21 protein-coding genes are annotated in these 19,333 nt (G+C 64.3%); 13 read left to right on the top strand and 8 right to left on the bottom strand.

The genetic code is table 11. From position 1 onward, the window contains the following. Window positions 1–184 precede the first annotated feature (184 nt). On the top strand, window positions 185–997 hold the full coding sequence (locus GQ651_RS07455; RefSeq protein ID WP_160763547.1) for a hypothetical protein: 813 nt from the start codon (window positions 185–187) through the stop codon (window positions 995–997). Here GQ651_RS07455 and GQ651_RS07450 read toward each other — a convergent pair. The 3 genes from GQ651_RS07450 to GQ651_RS07440 all read right to left on the bottom strand — a co-directional run bounded on the left by GQ651_RS07450 (window position 994) and on the right by GQ651_RS07440 (window position 4,497). Then, window positions 994–1,929, bottom strand: coding sequence for a BKACE family enzyme (locus GQ651_RS07450; RefSeq protein WP_160763546.1), 936 nt, complete (start codon window positions 1,927–1,929; stop codon window positions 994–996). The genes GQ651_RS07455 and GQ651_RS07450 overlap by 4 nt on opposite strands. Before the next feature lie 4 nt (window positions 1,930–1,933). Continuing rightward, window positions 1,934–2,848 (bottom strand): calcium-binding protein, encoded by a 915-nt coding sequence (locus tag GQ651_RS07445; RefSeq protein ID WP_160763545.1) that lies wholly within the window; start codon window positions 2,846–2,848, stop codon window positions 1,934–1,936. A 149-nt stretch (window positions 2,849–2,997) separates the two neighbouring features. Beyond that, window positions 2,998–4,497 carry a CoA-acylating methylmalonate-semialdehyde dehydrogenase gene (locus GQ651_RS07440; protein WP_160763544.1) on the bottom strand — a complete coding sequence of 500 codons (1,500 nt, stop codon included), beginning with the start codon at window positions 4,495–4,497 and terminating at the stop codon, window positions 2,998–3,000. 115 nt (window positions 4,498–4,612) lie between these two features. Here GQ651_RS07440 and GQ651_RS07435 point away from each other — a divergent pair, with 115 nt between their 5' ends. From GQ651_RS07435 to coaD, 3 genes are all read left to right on the top strand, one after another. After that, a complete protein-coding gene (locus tag GQ651_RS07435; protein WP_160763543.1) occupies window positions 4,613–5,503 on the top strand; it encodes a LysR family transcriptional regulator in 891 nt (296 codons plus the stop codon). Between the two features lie 54 nt (window positions 5,504–5,557). Beyond that, window positions 5,558–5,992: a CBS domain-containing protein gene (locus GQ651_RS07430; RefSeq protein ID WP_160763542.1), complete on the top strand. Its 435-nt coding sequence runs from the start codon at window positions 5,558–5,560 to the stop codon at window positions 5,990–5,992. 92 nt (window positions 5,993–6,084) lie between these two features. Beyond that, window positions 6,085–6,579: a pantetheine-phosphate adenylyltransferase gene (gene coaD / locus GQ651_RS07425; RefSeq protein WP_160763541.1), complete on the top strand. Its 495-nt coding sequence runs from the start codon at window positions 6,085–6,087 to the stop codon at window positions 6,577–6,579. 87 nt (window positions 6,580–6,666) lie between these two features. Here coaD and GQ651_RS18690 read toward each other — a convergent pair whose 3' ends face one another. The 3 genes from GQ651_RS18690 to GQ651_RS07420 all read right to left on the bottom strand — a co-directional run bounded on the left by GQ651_RS18690 (window position 6,667) and on the right by GQ651_RS07420 (window position 7,628). Continuing rightward, the gene (locus GQ651_RS18690) at window positions 6,667–6,816 is read right to left on the bottom strand and encodes a hypothetical protein (protein WP_227257987.1); all 150 of its coding nucleotides are present in this window, start codon (window positions 6,814–6,816) and stop codon (window positions 6,667–6,669) included. A gap of 212 nt (window positions 6,817–7,028) precedes the next feature. Continuing rightward, window positions 7,029–7,193 (bottom strand): hypothetical protein, encoded by a 165-nt coding sequence (locus GQ651_RS18685; RefSeq protein ID WP_227257986.1) that lies wholly within the window; start codon window positions 7,191–7,193, stop codon window positions 7,029–7,031. 120 nt (window positions 7,194–7,313) lie between these two features. Beyond that, a complete protein-coding gene (locus tag GQ651_RS07420) occupies window positions 7,314–7,628 on the bottom strand; it encodes a DUF1476 domain-containing protein (RefSeq protein WP_160763540.1) in 315 nt (104 codons plus the stop codon). 179 nt (window positions 7,629–7,807) lie between these two features. Between GQ651_RS07420 and purC the strand changes: the two genes are divergently transcribed. Genes purC through GQ651_RS07385 form a run of 7 tightly spaced genes read left to right on the top strand, consistent with a single transcriptional unit; the run spans window position 7,808 to window position 14,023 of the window. Beyond that, complete coding sequence (gene purC / locus GQ651_RS07415; protein ID WP_160763539.1) at window positions 7,808–8,569, top strand: phosphoribosylaminoimidazolesuccinocarboxamide synthase; 762 nt, start codon at window positions 7,808–7,810, stop codon at window positions 8,567–8,569. A gap of 8 nt (window positions 8,570–8,577) precedes the next feature. Beyond that, window positions 8,578–8,928, top strand: coding sequence for a ribonuclease E inhibitor RraB (locus GQ651_RS07410; RefSeq protein WP_160763538.1), 351 nt, complete (start codon window positions 8,578–8,580; stop codon window positions 8,926–8,928). Beyond that, window positions 8,925–9,164: a phosphoribosylformylglycinamidine synthase subunit PurS gene (purS, locus tag GQ651_RS07405; protein WP_160763537.1), complete on the top strand. Its 240-nt coding sequence runs from the start codon at window positions 8,925–8,927 to the stop codon at window positions 9,162–9,164. The genes GQ651_RS07410 and purS overlap by 4 nt, the downstream gene beginning before the upstream one ends. Then, window positions 9,164–10,201, top strand: a complete 1,038-nt coding sequence (locus GQ651_RS07400) for a zinc-dependent alcohol dehydrogenase family protein (protein WP_160763536.1) — start codon at window positions 9,164–9,166, stop codon at window positions 10,199–10,201. The genes purS and GQ651_RS07400 overlap by 1 nt, the downstream gene beginning before the upstream one ends. A 10-nt stretch (window positions 10,202–10,211) precedes the next feature. After that, window positions 10,212–10,880: a phosphoribosylformylglycinamidine synthase subunit PurQ gene (gene purQ, locus GQ651_RS07395; protein WP_160763535.1), complete on the top strand. Its 669-nt coding sequence runs from the start codon at window positions 10,212–10,214 to the stop codon at window positions 10,878–10,880. A gap of 31 nt (window positions 10,881–10,911) precedes the next feature. Continuing rightward, on the top strand, window positions 10,912–12,678 hold the full coding sequence (locus GQ651_RS07390) for a sensor histidine kinase (protein ID WP_160763534.1): 1,767 nt from the start codon (window positions 10,912–10,914) through the stop codon (window positions 12,676–12,678). A gap of 13 nt (window positions 12,679–12,691) precedes the next feature. Beyond that, on the top strand, window positions 12,692–14,023 hold the full coding sequence (locus GQ651_RS07385) for a sigma-54-dependent transcriptional regulator (protein WP_160763533.1): 1,332 nt from the start codon (window positions 12,692–12,694) through the stop codon (window positions 14,021–14,023). Between the two features lie 4 nt (window positions 14,024–14,027). On the opposite strand, the gene GQ651_RS07380 is transcribed toward GQ651_RS07385, so the two are convergent. Then, entirely contained in the window at window positions 14,028–14,906 is an 879-nt protein-coding gene (locus GQ651_RS07380; protein WP_160763532.1) for a sterol desaturase family protein, read from the bottom strand. A gap of 539 nt (window positions 14,907–15,445) precedes the next feature. On the opposite strand from GQ651_RS07380, the gene GQ651_RS07375 reads away from it, so the two are divergent. Continuing rightward, the gene (locus GQ651_RS07375) at window positions 15,446–18,121 is read left to right on the top strand and encodes an Rne/Rng family ribonuclease (protein WP_160763531.1); all 2,676 of its coding nucleotides are present in this window, start codon (window positions 15,446–15,448) and stop codon (window positions 18,119–18,121) included. A 107-nt stretch (window positions 18,122–18,228) separates the two neighbouring features. Here GQ651_RS07375 and GQ651_RS07370 read toward each other — a convergent pair whose 3' ends face one another. Further along, window positions 18,229–18,459, bottom strand: a complete 231-nt coding sequence (locus tag GQ651_RS07370) for a sulfurtransferase TusA family protein (protein ID WP_160763530.1) — start codon at window positions 18,457–18,459, stop codon at window positions 18,229–18,231. 93 nt (window positions 18,460–18,552) lie between these two features. On the opposite strand from GQ651_RS07370, the gene GQ651_RS07365 reads away from it, so the two are divergent. Next, a complete protein-coding gene (locus GQ651_RS07365; RefSeq protein ID WP_160763529.1) occupies window positions 18,553–19,308 on the top strand; it encodes a cytochrome c biogenesis CcdA family protein in 756 nt (251 codons plus the stop codon). Window positions 19,309–19,333: the final 25 nt, after the last annotated feature.

The following is a 19,333-nucleotide window of genomic DNA, read 5'->3' as shown; positions in this document are numbered from 1 at the left end:
CTGTCTGCGCCTGTCCGTCGATCCGGGACGGGGAGACGCGGAAAACTCCAATTTTTCAATGGATTAAGTTTGTTTCCAAATGAGGCATTGGTGCGTCAGCATTGTGTCTTTAAAATGGCAGGTAAATCCGGCATGTACGAAGCCGGTCCTGCCATTCCGGCAGGCGTACCAGTGGGGGCTGAGTATGGCACCGAAACGTTTGCTTGCGACCGCATTCCTTGCGGCTCTGGCGCCGATCGCGGCGTCGGCGGCGAGCTATACGTTCGACCTTGCCAGCGAGACATCGATCTATGACCCTGCGGGCGATCCCGGCACGTTTCTGAACGACTATACGCTCAGTATCACCGACGGCGGCCTGACTGGCATTTTCGGCGGCGGCTATGTCACCGGCCTGAGCTATGACGGCAGCGATACGGTGGATGGCGGCACCTTTCAGGACGCCGATCGCCTGCGCCGGTTCAACAACGGTCTGGGCGTCTGCAATGTCGGCGAATGCTACAGCGAAGACCCCGTTCATTCGGTCGATGGTGCGTCCAGCAACACCCGCGACTATGTCGAGCTGTCTTTTTACAGCGGCGGCGAACTCGTCGATGTGACCCTGACGGCGCTGACGTTTGGCTGGATCGGCGAGTGGACATGGGGAGGCCACGACCTCGGCTTTGAGGATACCGACGGCTCTTTCGAAATCCTGCTCGATACGATGACCGGTGGCGACATCGGGTTAGGCGATCAGCTTGCGTTCTCGGGGACCGTCACGGCGAACCTAGACAGCTATCTGTCGCGGGGCAGCTTCAATCTTGCCGATGAGAACCTCTTCGACAGCGTCTTCGGGATCATGGCGGGTGACATGGCAAGCTGGAAGCTTCTTGCTGTCACGGTCGATTTCACGCCACCGCCGCCGCCGCCACCGCCGGAAATTCCGCTGCCCGGCGCGATCTGGCTGATGCTGGGCGCTTTGGGCGGGCTCGCCGGTCTGCGCCGGCTTCGGACGGCCTAGAACCCCACGCGATCCCCGCCCTTCAGCGCCAGAAGGTCCCGCGCCTCGTCCGGGGTGGCGACCTCCAGTCCCAGCCCCTCGATCAGACCGCGCACGATGCCCACCTGTTCCGCGTTCGACTGCGCAAGGCGTCCCGGACCGGCCCAGAGCGAGTCCTCCAGCCCCACGCGCACATGTCCGCCCAGTGCCGCCGCCTGTGCTGCCACGCGCATCTGTGCGGCACCTGCGCCCAGCACGGACCACTGGTAGTCCTCACCGAACAGCCGGTCGGCGGTGCGGCGCATATGCATGACGTCTTCCGCGTGCGCGCCGATCCCGCCCAGAAGGCCGAAGACCGACTGGACAAGGAAAGGGGGCGTCACCAGCCCCCGGTCCACGAAATGGGCAAGGGTGTAGAGATGCGAGATGTCGTAGCACTCGAATTCGAACTTCGTTCCGTTGGCGGTGCAGATAGACAGCACCTTTTCGATATCGGCGAAGGTGTTCTTGAAGACGAGTTCGCGCGAGGCCTCCAGGTGCTGCCGTTCCCAGTCGTGTTCGAACTCGGTGAAGCGGTCGAGCATCGGGTAGAGGCCGAAATTCATCGAGCCCATGTTCAGGCTGGCCACCTCGGGCTTGTGGATGGCGGCGGGCTGGACCCGTTCCTCGACATCCATGAAGGGCGAGCCGCCGGTGGTCAGGTTCAGAACGGCATTCGTGGCCTGCTTGATCCGGCCGAGAAAGGGCAGGAAGGCCTCGGGGCTCTGATCGGGTCTGCCGGTCTCGGGATCGCGGGCGTGGAGGTGCAGGATTGCCGCGCCGGCTTCGGCCGCTGCAATGGCGCTTTCCGCGATCTCGTCAGGCGTGACGGGCAGGTGCGGCGACATCGATGGCGTGTGGATCGAGCCGGTGACGGCGCAGGTGATGATGACCTTGCGGGCAGGGCGGGGCATTGGGTCAGGCTATCAAGTATTCGCTGATGGACACGTCGAGCAGGAATATCGTGTCGGTCTGCTCTGCGCCGGGGTCGCCCCATGTGTGAGTGATCAGCGTTCCCGTGAAGTCCGGTTCGCCTTCGCCCGCAGGCTCGGTATAAGTCGGATCAAGCACGAAGTTGCCTGACCACCCAGTAAGGTCGAGTATGTCCTTGCCGACTTCGAAGTCGAAGATGACATCGTCGTTGCTGCCGTCCTCAAACACGAAAACGTCCGCACCGCCCGTGGCTTCGTTGATGAGTTCGTAGGCGTCACCCCACATGAAATCGTTGCCCTCGCCGCCGATAATCGTGTCGTCGCCACCGGTCACCCCGTCGAGCGTCCGACTGTCTCCCACGATATCATCGTGGCCGGCCCCGCCGATCAGGCTGTCATTTCCACCAGAGACATCGGGATAACCCTCGGGCGGTGTCCCGTTCGCGATAGTGCGGTATGTGTCGCCCCATAGTACGTCGTCGCCTTCGCCGCCATCGAGCGTATCGTCGCCAAGGATGTCGTAGGTCGACCATCCGCCGTCGAAATCTCCGATGAGGATGTCTCGATCGCCTTCACCCGAGATATTATCGTCGCCGAGGTTGCCGACGACCCAGTCGGCGCCGTCGCCCATCGTCGCGGTGTCATTCGCCTCGTCCAGATAGAGCATCTCGGAGCCGGAGGAACCCAGAACGACCATGTCTTCGGCGGGGCCGTTCTGATTGCGATAGTCGAAATAGGGGACGAGAACCCCGGTTTCGGGGTGGAAATTGTAGGTCTTGAAATTCTTCTTGGCGGCCAGTGCGCCAAGGTCGATCACGCTACCGTCGGCGGCGCCCGTATCACCGCCATCACCGCCGCCACCGCCCGGCCCGCCCTTGTCCGGTTTTCCACCCTTCGGCATGGTTCAATCCCCCGTCTTGAACGAATACACCCTTTTCAATTGCCTAAGCTTATCGGAAATCGGCAAGATCTCAAAGAATTGCCGTTTGACGGTGGGAAGCAAAAAGGGCCGCCCTTTCAGGCGGCCCGTTCGTTTCCCGGTTGGGCGCGTCAGTCCATCTGCTTGAAGTGGAACTCGCCGCCTTCCTTCAGGCCCGAGGGCCAGCGCGCGGTCACGGTTTTGGTCCGTGTATAGAAGCGGAAGGCGTCGGGGCCGTGCTGGTTCAGGTCACCGAAGCCCGACTTCTTCCAGCCGCCGAAGGTGTGATAGGCGAGCGGCACTGGGATCGGGACGTTGACGCCCACCATGCCGATATTGATGCGGCTGGCAAAGTCGCGGGCGGTGTCGCCGTCGCGGGTGAAGATCGCGGTGCCGTTGCCGTATTCGTGGTCCATGGCAAGGCCGAGCGCCTCTTCGTAGCTCTTGGCGCGCACGGTGGAAAGGACGGGGCCGAAAATCTCGGTCTTGTAGATGTCCATGTCCTTGGTCACGCGGTCGAAGAGGTGGGGGCCCACGAAGAAGCCGTCCTCGTAGCCCTGAAGCGAGAAGTCGCGGCCATCGACCACCAGTTCGGCACCCTGTTCCACGCCCGACTCGACGAGGCGGAGGATGTTGGCCTTGGCGGCGGCGGTGACGACGGGGCCGTAATCCACGTCATTGCCGGCTGTGTAGGGGCCGACTTTCAGCTTTTCGATGCGGGGGACCAGCTTTTCGATCAGGCGGTCGGCGGTTTCGTCGCCCACCGGCACGGCGACCGAGATCGCCATGCAGCGCTCGCCCGCGGCCCCGTAGCCCGCGCCCACGAGGGCGTCGGCAGCCTGGTCCATGTCGGCGTCGGGCATGACGATCATGTGGTTCTTGGCGCCGCCGAAGCACTGGACGCGCTTCCCGTTCTCGCAGCCCTTGGCGTAGATGTACTGCGCGATGGGGGTCGAGCCGACGAAGCCCACGGCCTGCACGGTCTCGTTTTCGAGGATGGCGTCCACGGCCTCCTTGTCGCCGTTCACGACCTGCAGGACACCGTCGGGAAGGCCCGCCTCCTTCAGCAGTTCGGCCAGCATGAGGGGCACAGAGGGGTCACGCTCGGACGGCTTCAAGATGAAGGCGTTGCCACAGGCGAGGGCCGGGGCCATTTTCCACATCGGGATCATGGCGGGGAAGTTGAACGGCGTGATTCCGGCAACGACGCCAAGGGGTTGGCGCATGGAGTACATGTCGATGCCGGGGCCGGCGCTGTCGGTGAATTCGCCCTTCAGAAGGTGCGGCGCGCCAATGCAGAACTCCACTACTTCAAGCCCGCGCTGCACGTCGCCCTTTGCGTCGGGGATGGTCTTGCCATGCTCGCGGCTGAGCGCCTCGGCCAGCTTGTCCATGTCACGGTTCAGAAGCCGGACGAACTCCATCAGCACGCGGGCGCGGCGTTGCGGGTTGGTGGCGCCCCATGCGGGCTGCGCCTCGGCGGCGCGGGCGACGGCGGCGTCCACCTCGGCCCGCGAGGCGAGCGGGACCTTGGCCTGAACCTCGCCCGTGGCGGGGTTGAAGACGTCGGCAAAGCGGCCGGACGTGCCGGCGGTGTGTGCGCCGTCGATGAAATGGCTGAGTTCTTGCATGTAGGTTCCTCCCGGTGGGTCGGTCTTTCGGTTGCGGGGACTATAGGGCTGGTGCGGGGCTGCGAAAACGGGCAGTTTCCCAAAAAGGTTTTGCAAAAATGCGGGCACGGGTCGGATGAAAGACTGGGATGACATGCGAATTTTCCTGTCCGTCGCGCGGGCGGAAAGCCTGTCGGGCGCGGCAAAGGTGCTGCGCGTGGACCCGGCCACGGTCAGCCGGCGCATCGCCCGGCTTGAGGCCGAGGCGGACGCGGTTCTCTTCGTGAAATCGCCGCAGGGCTATGTGCCGACAGAGGCGGGCGCGCGTCTGATCGCTCATGCCGAGGCGGCCGAACGCGCGATGGAGGCGGCGCGCGAGGACCTGCAGGGCCGGGCAGAGGGGCTGACGGGGACGATCCGGCTGGGCGCGCCGGACGGCTGCGCCACCTACCTCTTGCCAGTGGTCACGGCCCGGATCGTGCGGGCCAATCCGGGTCTGGATATTCAGGTCGTGGCGCTGCCACGCGTCTTCAACCTGTCCCGGCGCGAGGCGGATATGGCCATCGGGGTCAGCCGGCCCACGGCAGGGCGGCTGAGGATCCAAAAAATCGCGGACTACACGCTGTCGCTGGCGGCGTCGCACGACTATCTGCGGGACTGTCCGCCGATCCGGACGCGCGCCGACCTGCGTGAGCATCCGATCGTCGGCTACATCCCTGACATGATCTTCGACAGCGAGCTGGACTACCTTGCCGAGGCAGGGCTGTCTCATGTCGATTTCGCGTCCAATTCGGTGCCGGTCCAGATTGCCTGGCTGAGAGCCGGGGCAGGGGTGGGCGTGATCCACGATTTCGCGCTGCCCGATGCGCCGGGCCTCGACCGCGTTCTGCCCGAGGACTTCCGCCTGACGCGGGCTTTCTGGCTGATCCGGCACGCGGATGATGCGCGGGTGGCGCGGCTCAATCGCTTTGCCGAGGCGCTGACCGAGGAAATGCGCGCCGAGATCGCCGAGCGCGCGCGCGCTTGACTCGAAGCCTCTGGGCGTGGACGCTGGAGCCAAGAGCGAATGAGGAGGACATTCATGCTTGTGCGCCAGATACTTGCCATGAAAGGCGGCGGTGAGGTCGAGACGATCCCCGCGGCGACCGGCATCGCGGACGCGGTCCGGATGCTGTCGGAAAAGCGGATCGGCGCATTGGTGGTGTCCGATGACGGCAAGACGCCGCTCGGCATCCTGTCCGAGCGCGACGTGGTGCGCGAGCTGGGCCGGCGCGGGCAGGGGGTTCTGGACGAGAATGTCAGCGACCTGATGACCCATGACCTGATCGGCTGCACCTCGGACGAAAGCGCCGATCAGGTGCTGAGCAAGATGACCGACGGGCGGTTCCGGCATATGCCGGTGATGGACGGCACGCAGATGATCGGGCTGATCTCCATCGGGGATGTGGTCAAGGCACGGCTGTCCGAGCTTGCGATGGAAAAGGATGCTCTGGAAGGGATGATCAAAGGTTTCTGAGCTTGGGCCGGCCTTGCCGCCCCGGTCCAAGACCTTGATGTCACGAGAAAAGTCGTGCAGGGATGCGCGGCATAGAGCCAAGGAACCTGTCCATGCGCATCGGTCTTTATCCCGGCACATTCGATCCCGTCACGCTGGGGCATCTGGATATCATCGAGCGTGCGACAGTGCTGGTCGACCGTCTGGTGATCGGTGTCGCCATCAACCGCGACAAGGGTCCGCTTTTCCCTCTGGACGAGCGTGTCGCGATGATCGAGGCCGAGTGCAGCGCGATTTCCGAGCGGACCGGCGTCGAGATCGTCGCGCATCCGTTCGAGAACCTTCTGATCGACTGCGCCCGCGACGTGGGCGCCAGCATCATCGTGCGGGGCCTGCGGGCTGTCGCGGATTTCGAGTATGAGTACCAGATGGTCGGCATGAACCGCGTTCTCGACAATACGATCGAGACGGTCTTTCTGATGGCCGAAGCCGAGCATCAGGCGATTGCGTCGAAGCTGGTCAAGGAAATCGCGCGGCTGGGGGGCGATGTGTCGTCCTTTGTCACGCCGGCGGTCGAAGCCGCGCTCAAGGGGCGTTATTCGCGCTGAGAAATGAAGAACGGGCGATCCCCTTCTGGGGTACCGCCCGTTCAGATAATTCCGTCATCCTGTCCCGGCGTTGAGCCGGTCGCGGCCTCAGTAGCCATAGACGGCGCGGTGCGCGATTTTTTCAACGTCGCCCTGATAGATGTTCAGGTCCAGCGCGGTGTCGAGCGGCAGGCCGCGCAGCTCGCGGACGGTGCGGTGGTATTGAGCGCGTTTTTTCAGTTCGGTTACGAAGTTCATCGTTATCTCCAATCGTGTCTTGTCGGTCTTTCATCGTCCGACACCCGCGATATGGGCCTGTTGTTAGCGCTAAACAAGCGACGAAATCGAAAAGCCGCGTTGCATTTCATGCAAGGGTCGGCGGACGTCCAAATGCTTGACGTTCAATGAAAAAAGCAGGCCGCGAGGGCCTGCTTTTAACGTGTTGGTCCGAAAAAGGGCCGGTTGACCGCTTAGCGGCCGTAGACGGCCCGGCGGGCGATGGCGGGAATGTCGCCCTCGTAGATGTCGAGGTCGAGCCGAGTGTCGAGCGACGTCGCGCGCAGCTCGGTCACCGTCCGGTTATAGGCAGCGCGCCGGGCGGCACGCGTACGAAGTGTCTCATAGAGCGATGGCATGGGGGCCTCCTTGTCACGGGGTTGCGCTCACACCCCGAGACTTGGCCCCCCAGGCCGATCAAGCAAGCGCTAACGCTGCAATGCAGCATTGCGCGTTCTGCAAGGCTTGTCAGATGTGGATCAGAGCTCTTCCATGAGCTGCGCCTTGGCCGCGGCCAGGAGCTGCGTCATCTTGGTGCGGATCTCGGTCTCTGTGGCCTTGTCGCCAAGATCGCCGGAGACCTTGCGATAGACGTCCTCGTCGCCCGCTTCCTCGAAGTCCGATTTCACCACTTCGCGGGCGTAAGCCTCGGCGTCGTCACCGGTTTTTCCCAAAAGCTCGGCGGCCCAGAGGCCCAGAAGCTTGTTGCGGCGCGCCTCGGCGCGGAACTGCATTTCCGCGTCATGGGCGAATTTGTTCTCGAAGGCGTTCTCGCGATCGTCAAAGGTGGTCATGTGCCTCTCCCCGGGAAGTCGTGGTGCTCGTTTCCTCAGATATGCCCTTGCACGCCGCGATGGACAAGGCCCGAGACGCCCGCGACGCTTGCCCGATGGTCGCAGTTGGCCTATGAGGGCGCGACACGAGCGCGGGGCCGCTGGCCACCCGCGACAGGGAACATCGGGACATCATCATCATGGCACGTCGCAAGAAGGTCTACGAAGGCAAGGCCAAGATCCTTTACGAAGGCCCGGAGCCGGGCACGCTGGTTCAGTACTTCAAGGACGACGCCACCGCCTTCAACGCCCAGAAGAAGGACGTGATCGAAGGCAAGGGCGTGCTGAACAACCGCCTGAGCGAGTTCTTCATGACCGGGCTGGCGCAGATCGGAGTGCCGACGCATTTCATCCGCCGCCTGAACATGCGCGAGCAACTGATCCGTTCGGTCGAGATCATCCCGCTGGAAGTGGTCGTGCGGAATTTTGCCGCCGGCACGCTGTCGCAGCGGCTGGGACTGGAAGAGGGGACGCCGCTGCCGCGCCCCATCGTCGAGTTCTGCCTGAAGGACGACGCGCTTGGCGATCCTCTGGTCGCGGAAGAGCATATCATCGCCTTCGGCTGGGCCAGTCAGCAGGATCTGGACGACATGGTGGCGCTGGCGCTTCGCGTGAACGACTTCCTGTCGGGCTGCATGCTGGCCGTCGGCATCAAACTGGTGGATTTCAAGATCGAGATCGGCCGCATCTGGGACAATGATTTTCAGCGCCTTATCGTGGCCGACGAGATCAGCCCGGACAGTTGCCGGCTCTGGGATATGGAGACCGGTCAGAAGCTGGACAAGGACGTGTTCCGCCGCGATCTTGGAAACCTTGCAGACGCATATACCGAGGTTGCGCGGCGTCTGGGCGTATTGCCGTCCAACGTGACGCCCGCATCGAAGCCGACATTGATCAACTGAGGCTTAGCATGTTCGGACTTTTCAAGAAAAAGACCCGCGCAAACAAGAACGATGCGGTGCGCAAGGCGCTTGCGGGATATGGAGACGACGGCACGCGGCCGCGTCACGTTATCCACTTCGCCTACGCCAAGAAGGGCGGTCAGGACGCAGCGGCCGCCGAAGAGATCATCCGGCGGTATCTTGCCCCTGACGTTCTGGAGCCCGCCGAGGTGGGTGACGGCATCCGCTTCGAGCAGAACCGCGAGGTCGCGTCGGCCGAGTTCGATGCGATGACCGACGGTCTGGAGCGTGATCTGGCAGAGATCGGCTGGGAGTATGACGGCTGGGAATGCGCCGTCGAGACAGGAGAAGAAGAGTGAAGGCACGGGTTCATGTCATGCTGAAGGACGGCGTTCTCGATCCGCAGGGCGAGGCGGTCCGCCACGCGCTCGGCTCGCTCGGGTTCGAGGGCGTGAACGGCGTCCGGCAGGGCAAAGTGATCGAGCTGGACCTGGCTGGCGAGGATCCTGCGGCGGCAGAGGCCGAAGCAAGGAAGATGTGCGAGGCGCTTCTGGCCAACACGGTGATCGAGCGCTACGAGGTCGAGATCCTCTGATGAAAGCGGCCGTTCTGCGGGAATACAACGCGCCCCTCGTCCTTGAGGACGTGGCGTGGCCTGATTGTCCCGAGGATGGCGTTGTCCTGAAAGTTCTGGCCTGCGGTGTCTGCCGGTCCGACTGGCATGGCTGGGTCGGCGAGCATCCGCGCGTGAAGCCGGGTCAGATCGGCGGGCATGAGTATTGCGGCGAGGTGGTCGAGGCGGGGCCGCGCGCGACCTATCGCGTGGGCGACCGGGTCATCGCGCCATTTATCCTGGCCTGCGGGTCCTGTCCGCAATGCCGGGCCGGTGTCTCGAACACCTGCGACGATCAGCGCCTGCCGGGTTTCGTCGAGCCGGGCGCATTCGCCGAGTATGTGGCCGTGCCCAGGGACTGGAACCTTGCGCGGCTGCCCGAGGGCATGTCGCCCACGCTGGCCGCCGCGCTTGGCTGCCGGGTCACCACCGCATGGCACGCGCTGACGGGGCGCGCCGATCTGCGCGCCGGCGAGTGGCTGGCGGTGCATGGGACGGGCGGCATCGGGCTGGCCGCGATGCTGTTGGGCCGGGCCATCGGCGCGCGGGTCATCGTGACGGATGTCGTGGCCGAAAAGCTGGATCACGCGAAGGCGCTCGGGGCCGAGCACGCGGTTGACGCGAGCGGCGGCGACAGCGCCGAGGCGATCCGCGAGCTGACGGGCGGGGGCGCGCATGTGTCCGTCGAGGCGCTTGGGTTTCCGGCCACGGTGGCCGCGTCGATCGCTTGCCTCAGGCCGCTAGGGCGCCACGTTCAGGTGGGTCTGCCCGTGGGGCATCATGCCGTGCAGCCAGTGAACCTGAATCAGGTCTATATGGGGAACCTCGCGCTTTTCGGGACGCGGGGGATGCCGTCGCACCGCTATCCGTCGCTTTTGTCTCTGATCGCTTCGGGCGCGGTCGATCTGTCGCCCATCGTGGCGCGTGAAGTCGCGCTGTCGGATGCCAGTGCCGAGCTTGCCGCCTTCAACGGGCCGATGCCGCCGGGCGTCGCCGTCATCACCGATTTCCAGAATTAGGAGCCCTTCCATGAAAGCCGCCGTCATCGTCTTCCCCGGATCGAACTGCGACCGCGATCTGGCCGTCGCTTTCAGGGCTGCCGGGTTCGATGTGGACATGGTCTGGCACAAGGACACCGAACTGCCCCAGGGGGTCGACGTGGTGGGCGTGCCGGGGGGCTTTTCCTTTGGCGACTACCTGCGCTGCGGGGCGATTGCCGCGCGCTCGCCCATCGTGGCGGCGCTGAAGGCGCATGTTGAGGCGGGCGGCTATGGCATCGGCATCTGCAACGGGTTTCAGGTGCTTCTGGAGACGGGGCTTCTGCCCGGCGCGCTGATGCGGAATGCGGGGCTCAAGTTCATCTGCAAGCCGGTGGAATTGAGCGTCGAGACCACGGCAAGCGATTTCACCAGCGGATATTCCGCCGGCCAGACCGTGACCTACCCGGTGGCCCATCATGACGGCAACTACGTGGCCACACCCGAGGTGGTCGCGGCGCTGGAAGCCGAGGACCGGGTGGCCTTTCGCTACTGCGAAGATTTGAACGGGTCTGTGGGCCGGATCGCCGGTATCCTGTCGGAGAACCGCCGGGTTCTGGGCCTGATGCCGCATCCCGAACGTGCGGCCGATCCGGCGCTCGGGACTGCGGATGGGGCGGCGCTTTTTGCCGCGCTGGCGAAGGCCGGTGTCGCCGCTTGAGCCAGACCTGCTTGGGGCGTAGATTCGTCCCATGAGCGCCAAGGATCAGGAACGCGGAACCAGCGGCGGACCGGACAGGTCCGCATGGCGCATTCGTCTGTTCATGATCGCCGTCATTGCGGCGGCGGTGGGCGTGGTCTGGTGGACCAATCAGCTTCTGACCGAACGCTTTACGGAAAGCACGCGCTCCCGCGCCGAGGTTCGGCTTGCGCTCTATTCCGGGAACATCCGAAGCGAGCTGCAGCGGAGCCAGATCGTGCCGCAGCTTCTGGCCCGCGACCCGACGCTGATCGGGGCGCTGAATTCGGCGGATTACTCGCAGTCGTCGCAGCGGCTGATTTCCTATCGCGAGGAGATCGGCGCGGCGGGATTGATCCTGCTCGATGCGGACGGGCGGATCGTGGCGGCGAGCGATCGGGTCGAGATTGGCGCGTCCCGGCGCTCGGCACCCTATTTTGTTGATGCCTTGCGCTCGAACGAGACGGTTTTCACCTCGGCTGAGCAGGAAAGCGGCGCGCAGATCTTCGCATATTCCCGCAAGATCGAGGTCTCGGGCACCGCGATCGGGGTGATCGTGGTCGAGGTCGACCTCAGGAAATTCGAGCTTGCCTGGGCAGGGTTCACCGATGCGGTCATCGTGACCGACAGCGAGGGCAAGATCATCCTGACGACGGAAGGCCGCTGGCGCGGGCTGACCGAGGAGGCGGCGCTGGCCGCGCGCTCGGCGCCCTCGGCAATCCAGCGGGCGATCCGCGCGACGCAGGACTGGTCGGCCCTGCCCATCGACGCGTACCTGCAGGGCGAGGCGGTGATGCGGCAGGAGACGCGGATCGGGTTTCAGGGCTGGCGGATGACCAGCTTCACCACCTACGCCGGCGTCCGCGAGCGGGTGAACGCGTTCATCGCGCTGGAGATCATGGGATTCGCCATCCTTCTGGCGCTCGGGTTCTACTTCATCAGCCGCAAGGCGACCTCGCGGCTGGTCTTCTTCCAGCGGGAGTCGGCAGAGCTTCGCGCATTGAACCTGGCGCTACAGCGGGAAATCGCCGAGCGCGAACGGGCCGAGCGGAACCTTCAGGTGGCCGAGCAGACGATCCAGCAGTCGTCCAAACTGGCCATTCTGGGCGAGATGTCGGCGGCGGTCAGCCACGAGCTGAACCAGCCTCTGGCGGCGATGAAGACCTATCTGGCGGGGGCGAAGCTGCTGCTGCAGCGGCGGCGGGCGGACGAGGCGCTGTCGTCCTTCCAGCGGATCGACGACCTGATCGAGCGGATGGGCGCGATCACGCGGCAGCTCAAATCCTATGCGCGCCGAGGTGGCGATGCGTTCGAGCCCTTGGATGCAAGGGCGGCGGTGTCTTCGGCGCTGGTGATGATGGAGCCGCAGCTGAGACAGCGCAATATCGCGATCACCTCGTCCCTGCCGCGAGACCCGGCGATGATCGTGGCCGACCGGCTGCGGCTGGAGCAGGTTCTGATCAATCTTCTGAGGAACGCGCTCGACGCCACGAAGGCCACGGCGAACCCGGATATCAGGGTCAGCCTATCGGTGGGGGATGACGTAGTGATCCTTGTCCGCGACAATGGGGTGGGGATCGAGGATCTGGAGAACCTGTTCGAGCCGTTCTACACGACCAAGGCGCCGGGTGACGGTACGGGACTTGGGCTTGCCATTTCCTCGGGGATCGTGAACGACCTTGGCGGTCGTCTGACCGCCCGCAATGGCAGCGACGGCGGCGCGGTCTTCGAGATCGTGTTGCCAAGAGCGACGGAGGCGAGCCTGAGGGCCGCGGAGTAGGTGAGGACAGGGCATGGCCCAGCACATGAAAATCGCGATCGTCGATGACGAGCAGGACATGCGGCAGTCGATCAGCCAGTGGCTGGCGTTGTCGGGCTTCGATACCGAGACCTTCGCCAGCGCCGAGGACGCACTGAAGGTGGTGAACACCGACTATCCCGGTGTCGTCGTCTCGGACATCAAGATGCCAGGCATGGACGGGATGGCGTTTCTGAAACGGCTGATGAGCGTCGATTCCGCGCTGCCCGTGATCATGATCACCGGGCATGGCGATGTGCCGATGGCGGTCGAAGCGATGCGGATGGGCGCGTTCGACTTTCTGGAAAAGCCGTTCAACCCGGACCGGATGACCGAGCTTGCCAAGCGCGCGGCCAATGCGCGGCGGCTGACGCTGGATAACCGGGCTTTGCGGCGGGAGTTGTCGGACGGGACCGGCATCATGAAGAAGCTGGTGGGCGCGTCTCCGGTGATGGAGCGGCTCCGCGAGGATATTCTCGACCTCGGGCAGGCCGACGGTCACGTGTTGATCGATGGCGAGACTGGCACCGGCAAGACGCTGGTGGCGCATGCGCTCCATGCGGTGGGCGCGAAGGCGGGCAAGAAATTCGTTCTGTTCTCCTGCGCGGCTCTGGACGAGGACAGCCTCGCCACCCGGCTTTTCGGTCCGGCCGAGGATGGCGGGCCGTTGCCGCTGCTTGAGGAGGCGCGTGGCGGGACGCTTGTGCTCGAAGATATCGAGGCGTTGCCGGAACGGCTTCAGGCGCGGCTTCTGACGTGGATGAACGAGCAGGGGAGCCCGGCCGAGACGCGGATCGTCGCGATCTCGAACCTGCAGGAGGCGGGGCGCACCTGCGAGGATGCGCTGAGGCCCGATCTCTATTACCGGCTGGCCGCGATGAAGATCACGCTGCCTCCGCTCAGGAACCGGGGCGAAGACATCCTCATGCTCTTCCAGCGTTTCTCCGAGGAATACGCGGACGAATACGGCACCGAAGCACCCGAGGTCAGCGCGCAGGAGGCGGCGCAGTTGTTGCAGGCGCCGTGGCCGGGGAACATCCGTCAGCTTGTGAACATCGCCGAACGGGCCGTGTTGCAGGCGCGACGGGGGACGGGGACCATCGCGTCGCTGCTAATGGCCGAAAGCGACGAGGCTGATGCCTCCGTCACGACCGAGGGCAAGCCCCTTAAGGAATACGTGGAAGCCTTTGAGCGGATGCTGATCGACAACACGATGCGGCGGCATCGGGGGTCTATCGTCAACGTGATGGAAGAGCTCTGTCTGCCGCGCCGGACGCTCAACGAGAAGATGGCGAAGTACGGGCTACAGCGGTCGGACTACCTGTAGGGCGTCAGCCGGACTGACGGGCGGCGGTGTCGGCCTCGGGCTGTTCCGCTGGCGTGGCGTCGCGCGCGTTGCGCGTCAGCGTCTCTTGGATGAGGCGCGCCCATTCGCGGAACGGGTAGACGTAGATCAGGAAGGGGTTCTTGTCTTCGACGCCTGAACTCAGCGCCCCCATCTGCCCCCGGAAAACGCCGTTCTCGTGATAGGTGCCGAAGAGCTTGTCCCAGAGCGGCATCAGGTTGGCGAGGTTCTTGCCGTAGGCTTCGGGCACGTCGGCATGGTGCCAGCGGTGGAAGACGGGTGAGGCGACAAGGTATTTGAAGCGCCCGTGATCCCATTCGAGGTCCATGTGGACATACATGTTATGCAGAAGCGCCACCGCGATGACGACGGGCAGGGCGGCGGGGATTTGCAGCCAGGTGAGCAAGACCAGGTAGCTCGTGGTCATCACGAAGGCTTCGAGCGCGTGGATACGGAGCGCGGTAAAGGCGTTCACATGGGTGTCCGAGTGGTGCGCGGCGTGCGTCGGCCAGCCCCAGCGGGTGTGCATCAGCCGGTGGCTCCAGTAGTCGCAGAAATCCACGGCGACGAGGCCCACGACGCAGATCAGCCAGATCGGCGCGTTGTTCCAGAGCGCGGGGTCGATATGAGGGATGTGGAGCTGATCGTAGATCCACTGCGCGCCCGCGTTCAGGTCATGCACATAGGCGACGCCCACATAGAGGTTGAGCCCGTAGACGACGAGGGTGGCGGCGGTGTTCTGCGCGGCGTTCCGGCTGAGTTCGTCAAGACGCCCGTAGATGAAATAGAGCACGAAGGACGCGGCCAGCGCGATCTGAAGCACGTAGAGATTGACGAAATTCAACGCCCCGTCGATGAAATGCACTTGTCTGCTCCGTTTGTGCCTTGGGCGGGCCAGCCCCCGCCATTCCCTTGGTCGAGGTCCGTTAAACAAGGGAGCTTTGGCAGCTTCGCGAAGAAAAAACGGCGAAATTGTGCGGGGATCAGTGGGCGTGCTGCGCGGAGCCGCGCAAAATTCATCATTGTGTTATGACATTCTCCCGCATTATGGTCACTCAGACCAAGGCAACGTCCGCGACGGGACGCCTTGGCGGAAAATTTCGCTGCATCAGGGGCTTGGACCGATATACGGCGCCACTGACGCGGCAAGCAGGCCGGATGGCCGCACTGGGATCGCCAGCAGAGTCGGATGAACGAACTGCTGGCCTTGAACGGGCGCACCCCGAACGGGTCGCGTCGGAGAAGAAACGCGATGACGCGTGCGAGGCATAGTGAGAGCGTGCTTCCGGTCCTTTCGGGCCGGACAGTAGGCCATGCCCGCCGCTCGGTCGCCTTAAATGAACACGCCAGAACACGCAAAGCGCCCCCCGGGCGCCGACTGCGTTTGGCGTGCGGAAAGTCAACATGTCAAAGAAAATGCTTATCGATGCCACCCACGCGGAAGAGACCCGCGTCGTGGTGGTCGATGGAAACAGGGTCGAGGATTTCGACTTTGAATCCGAAAACAAGCGTCAGCTTGCCGGGAATATCTATCTAGCCAAGGTCACGCGGGTCGAGCCCTCGCTTCAGGCGGCGTTCGTCGATTACGGCGGCAATCGCCACGGTTTCCTGGCCTTTTCGGAAATCCATCCCGATTACTACCAGATCCCCGTCGCCGACCGCGAAGCACTTCTGGCCGAGGAAATGGCGCTGGACGCCGCAGAGGCCGAAGAGGAAGAGGCCGAGAAGCCCAAGCGGAGAAGCCGCCGTGGCCGTGGCCGTGCAAAGGCGGCCGAGGCCGAGAACAAGGATGCGGTCGCGACCGAAGAGGTGGCCGAGGCGTCCGGAGAAGACAGCGGAGAGCCGTCCGGTGACGACGCCGCGCCCGAGACTGAGGCCAGCGCGGATGCGCCCGCCGCCGAGGCCGAAGAGGGCAATGGCGACGACAGCGCACCCCGCGCCATTCCCGGCATGGACGTTGTCGACCTTGACGAAGAGGGCGACGACGACGCCTACAATGCCGCCGAGCACGCAGCCCAGAACGACGACTCGGTCGAAGCCGTCTCCGACGACGACAGCCCCGAGGAAATTCGGCGCCCCCGCAAGCAGCGCCCGCGCCGCTACAAGATCCAAGAAGTCATCAAGGTCCGGCAGATCCTGCTGGTGCAGGTCGTCAAGGAAGAGCGCGGCAACAAGGGCGCGGCGCTGACCACCTACCTGTCGCTGGCCGGCCGCTACTGCGTGCTGATGCCCAACACGGCGCGGGGCGGCGGCATCAGCCGCAAGATCACCCAGGCCGCCGATCGCAAGAAGCTGAAAGAGATCGCGAACGAGATCGACGTGCCGAAGGGCGCGGGTCTGATCATCCGCACGGCAGGCGCCAAGCGGACCAAGACCGAGATCAAGCGCGACTACGAGTACCTGCAGCGGCTCTGGGAGCAGATCCGCGAGCTGACGCTCAAGTCCATCGCGCCCGCGAAGATCTACGAAGAAGGCAACCTGATCAAACGCTCGATCCGCGACCTCTATAATCGCGACATCGAGGAGGTTCTGGTCGAGGGCGATCTGGGCTACCGGACGGCCAAGGACTTCATGAAGATGATCATGCCGTCCCACGCCAAGAACGTGAAACACTACCACGACCAGATGCCGCTTTTCGCGCGTTATCAGGTCGAGAGCTATCTGTCGTCGATGTTCAACCCGACGGTTCAGCTCAAGTCGGGCGGCTATATCGTGATCGGCGTGACCGAGGCGCTGGTGGCCATCGACGTGAACTCAGGGAAAGCCACAAAGGAAGGCTCGATCGAGGAAACCGCGCTCAAGACCAACCTTGAGGCCGCGGAAGAGGTGGCGCGGCAGTTGCGCCTCCGCGACCTTGCCGGGCTTGTCGTCATCGACTTCATCGACATGGAAGAGCGGCGGAACAACGCCGCCGTCGAGAAGCGCTTCAAGGAAAAGCTCAAGGTCGACCGGGCCCGCATTCAGGTGGGCCGGATCTCGGCTTTCGGTCTTCTGGAGATGAGCCGTCAGCGGCTGCGTCCGGGTATGCTGGAGGCGTCGACCCAGCCGTGCCCGTCCTGCCATGGTACGGGTCTGATCCGGTCGGAAGACAGCTTGGGCCTGACGATCCTGCGCCAGATCGAGGAAGAGGGCGTCCGCCGCCGCACCAAGGAGGTGCTGGTCAAGGCGCCAGTGTCGATCGTGAACTTCCTGATGAACCACAAGCGCGAGCATATCGCGCAGATCGAGGCGCGCTACGGCATGGCCGTCCGTGTCGAGGCCGATCCGTTCCTGATCTCGCCCGACTTCTCGCTGGAGAAGTTCAAGACCGCCACGCGCATCGTCAAGGAAAGCGCGCCGGTCGTATCGGCCGACGCCATGCTGATGGCAGCGGTGGAAGAGGACATGTCCGCCGAAGCTGAGGCCGAGGCCGAGGAAGAGGATATCCAGGACACGCCCGAGACCGCCGAGGCCTCGGACGAGGATCGCCCCAAGAAGAAGCGCCGCCGTCGCCGCCGCCGTCGCGGCAAGGGCGAAAATGGCGACCGCGAAGAGGGGGCCGAGGGCAATATCGAGGCCGCCGACAGGTCGGGTGAGAACGGTGAGGACAGTGGCGAAGCCGCCGAGACGCCGGTCGCCGCCGAGGCAGAGGAGGCTTCTGCCGCGGAAGAGACCGAGAAGCCCAAGCGCCGCCGCAGCCGGAGCCGGAAGAAGCCTGCCGACGAGGCCGAGGCAAAGCCGGAAGAGACAGCGGCTGAAGAGGCCCCGTCCGAGGCACCTGCCGCCGAGGATACGCCCGCGCCCGAGGCCGAGGCCGACGCGGCCGAGGAAAAACCTGCGAAACCCAAGCGCACGCGCTCGCGCAAGAAAAAGACCGAGGAGGCACCCGCCCCCGAGGCCGCTCAGGACGAGGCACCCGCTGAAGAGGCCGCTCCCGAGCCGCAGGCAGAGCCTGAGCCCACTCCGGAGCCGGAACCCGAGCCTGCCGCCGCCGGGGCAGGCGGCGAGCCCGCACCCGAGCCGGAACCCGCGCTGGAAGAGACGTCGGGCGGTCCCGAGAAGCCTCGCCGCAAGGGGTGGTGGTCGATGGGCCGGGGCTAGGACTCAAGGCAAATGACAGACAGGGGCGCGGGGCAACTTGCGCCCTTCGTCGTTTCTTCTGTTCGGAAATACTCCGGGGTCCGGGGTAGCGCCCCGGTCCTGCCCTCTCAGCCTTTGCGCCGGATCAGGTAGACCTGCCGGCCGTCGCTCTCAATGGCCGAAAGAAGCGCATGTCCCTGCTCGTGGCAGAAATGCGGGATGTCGACGATCGCGGCGGGGTCGTCCGCCAGCACTTTCAGAACAGTTCCCGGCGTCATGCCGCGCAGCCGCTTCGCCGCCTTCAGGACGGGGAGCGGGCAGAGAAGCCCAAGGGCGTCGAGTTCGTCGTCATGCTCCATGACCGGACGGGTAGGGCGCGTGTTACAATTTGTCCACCACCTTGTGATGCCCCGTGTCGTGACGCGGCGCGCGGGATGGCATAAGTCAGATTCATGTTCGGGATCGACATCTTCGACGCGTCGCTTCTGCCCGCGATGACCATCGCGCTGGCGGCAGGCGTTCTGTCGTTCCTCAGCCCCTGTGTTCTGCCCATCGTTCCGCCTTACATCGCCTACATGAGCGGGGTCACGGTGACCGACATGTCCGAAGGCACGGGGCCTCAGCGGCGCCGTGCACTGGGCGCGGCGGCCTTTTTCGTGCTGGGTCTCTCAACGGTCTTCCTGTTTCTCGGCTTTACCGCGTCAGCCTTCGGACGCTTTTTCCTGTCGAACCAGGACTGGTTCGTCACGGTGGCGGGGCTGGTGATCATGATCTTCGGGGCGCATTTCCTCGGCATCTACCGTATTGGGTTCATGGACCGTGAAATGCGGATGGATGCGGGCGACCGGGGCGGCTCGGCCTTTGGCGCCTACGTGCTGGGTCTGGCCTTCGCCTTTGGCTGGACGCCGTGCATCGGCCCGATCCTGGGCGCGATCCTGTCCATCGCGGCGAGCGAGGCTGACGTGGCACGGGGCACGACTCTTCTGGCCGCCTATGCGGCGGGCCTCGGCATTCCGTTCCTGCTGGTTGCCGCGTTCTTCCCGTCCATGAAAGGGCTCATGAGCTGGATGAAGCGGCATATGGAGCGGATCGAACGGGTGATGGGTCTGCTTCTCTGGACCGTCGGTCTGTTGATGCTCACGGGCAAGTTCACCGATTTCTCCTGGTGGCTTAACGAGCAGTTTCCGGTCCTGCAGACCTTCGGCTGAGGCCGATTGTTTCCGAACGGGCATT

It is taken from the genome of Kangsaoukella pontilimi (assembly GCF_009830125.1).
GTDB classification, from domain to species: domain Bacteria; phylum Pseudomonadota; class Alphaproteobacteria; order Rhodobacterales; family Rhodobacteraceae; genus Kangsaoukella; species Kangsaoukella pontilimi.
The sequence above is the reverse complement of the archived record's forward strand: the minus strand, read 5'-3'. Positions and strand labels throughout refer to the sequence as shown.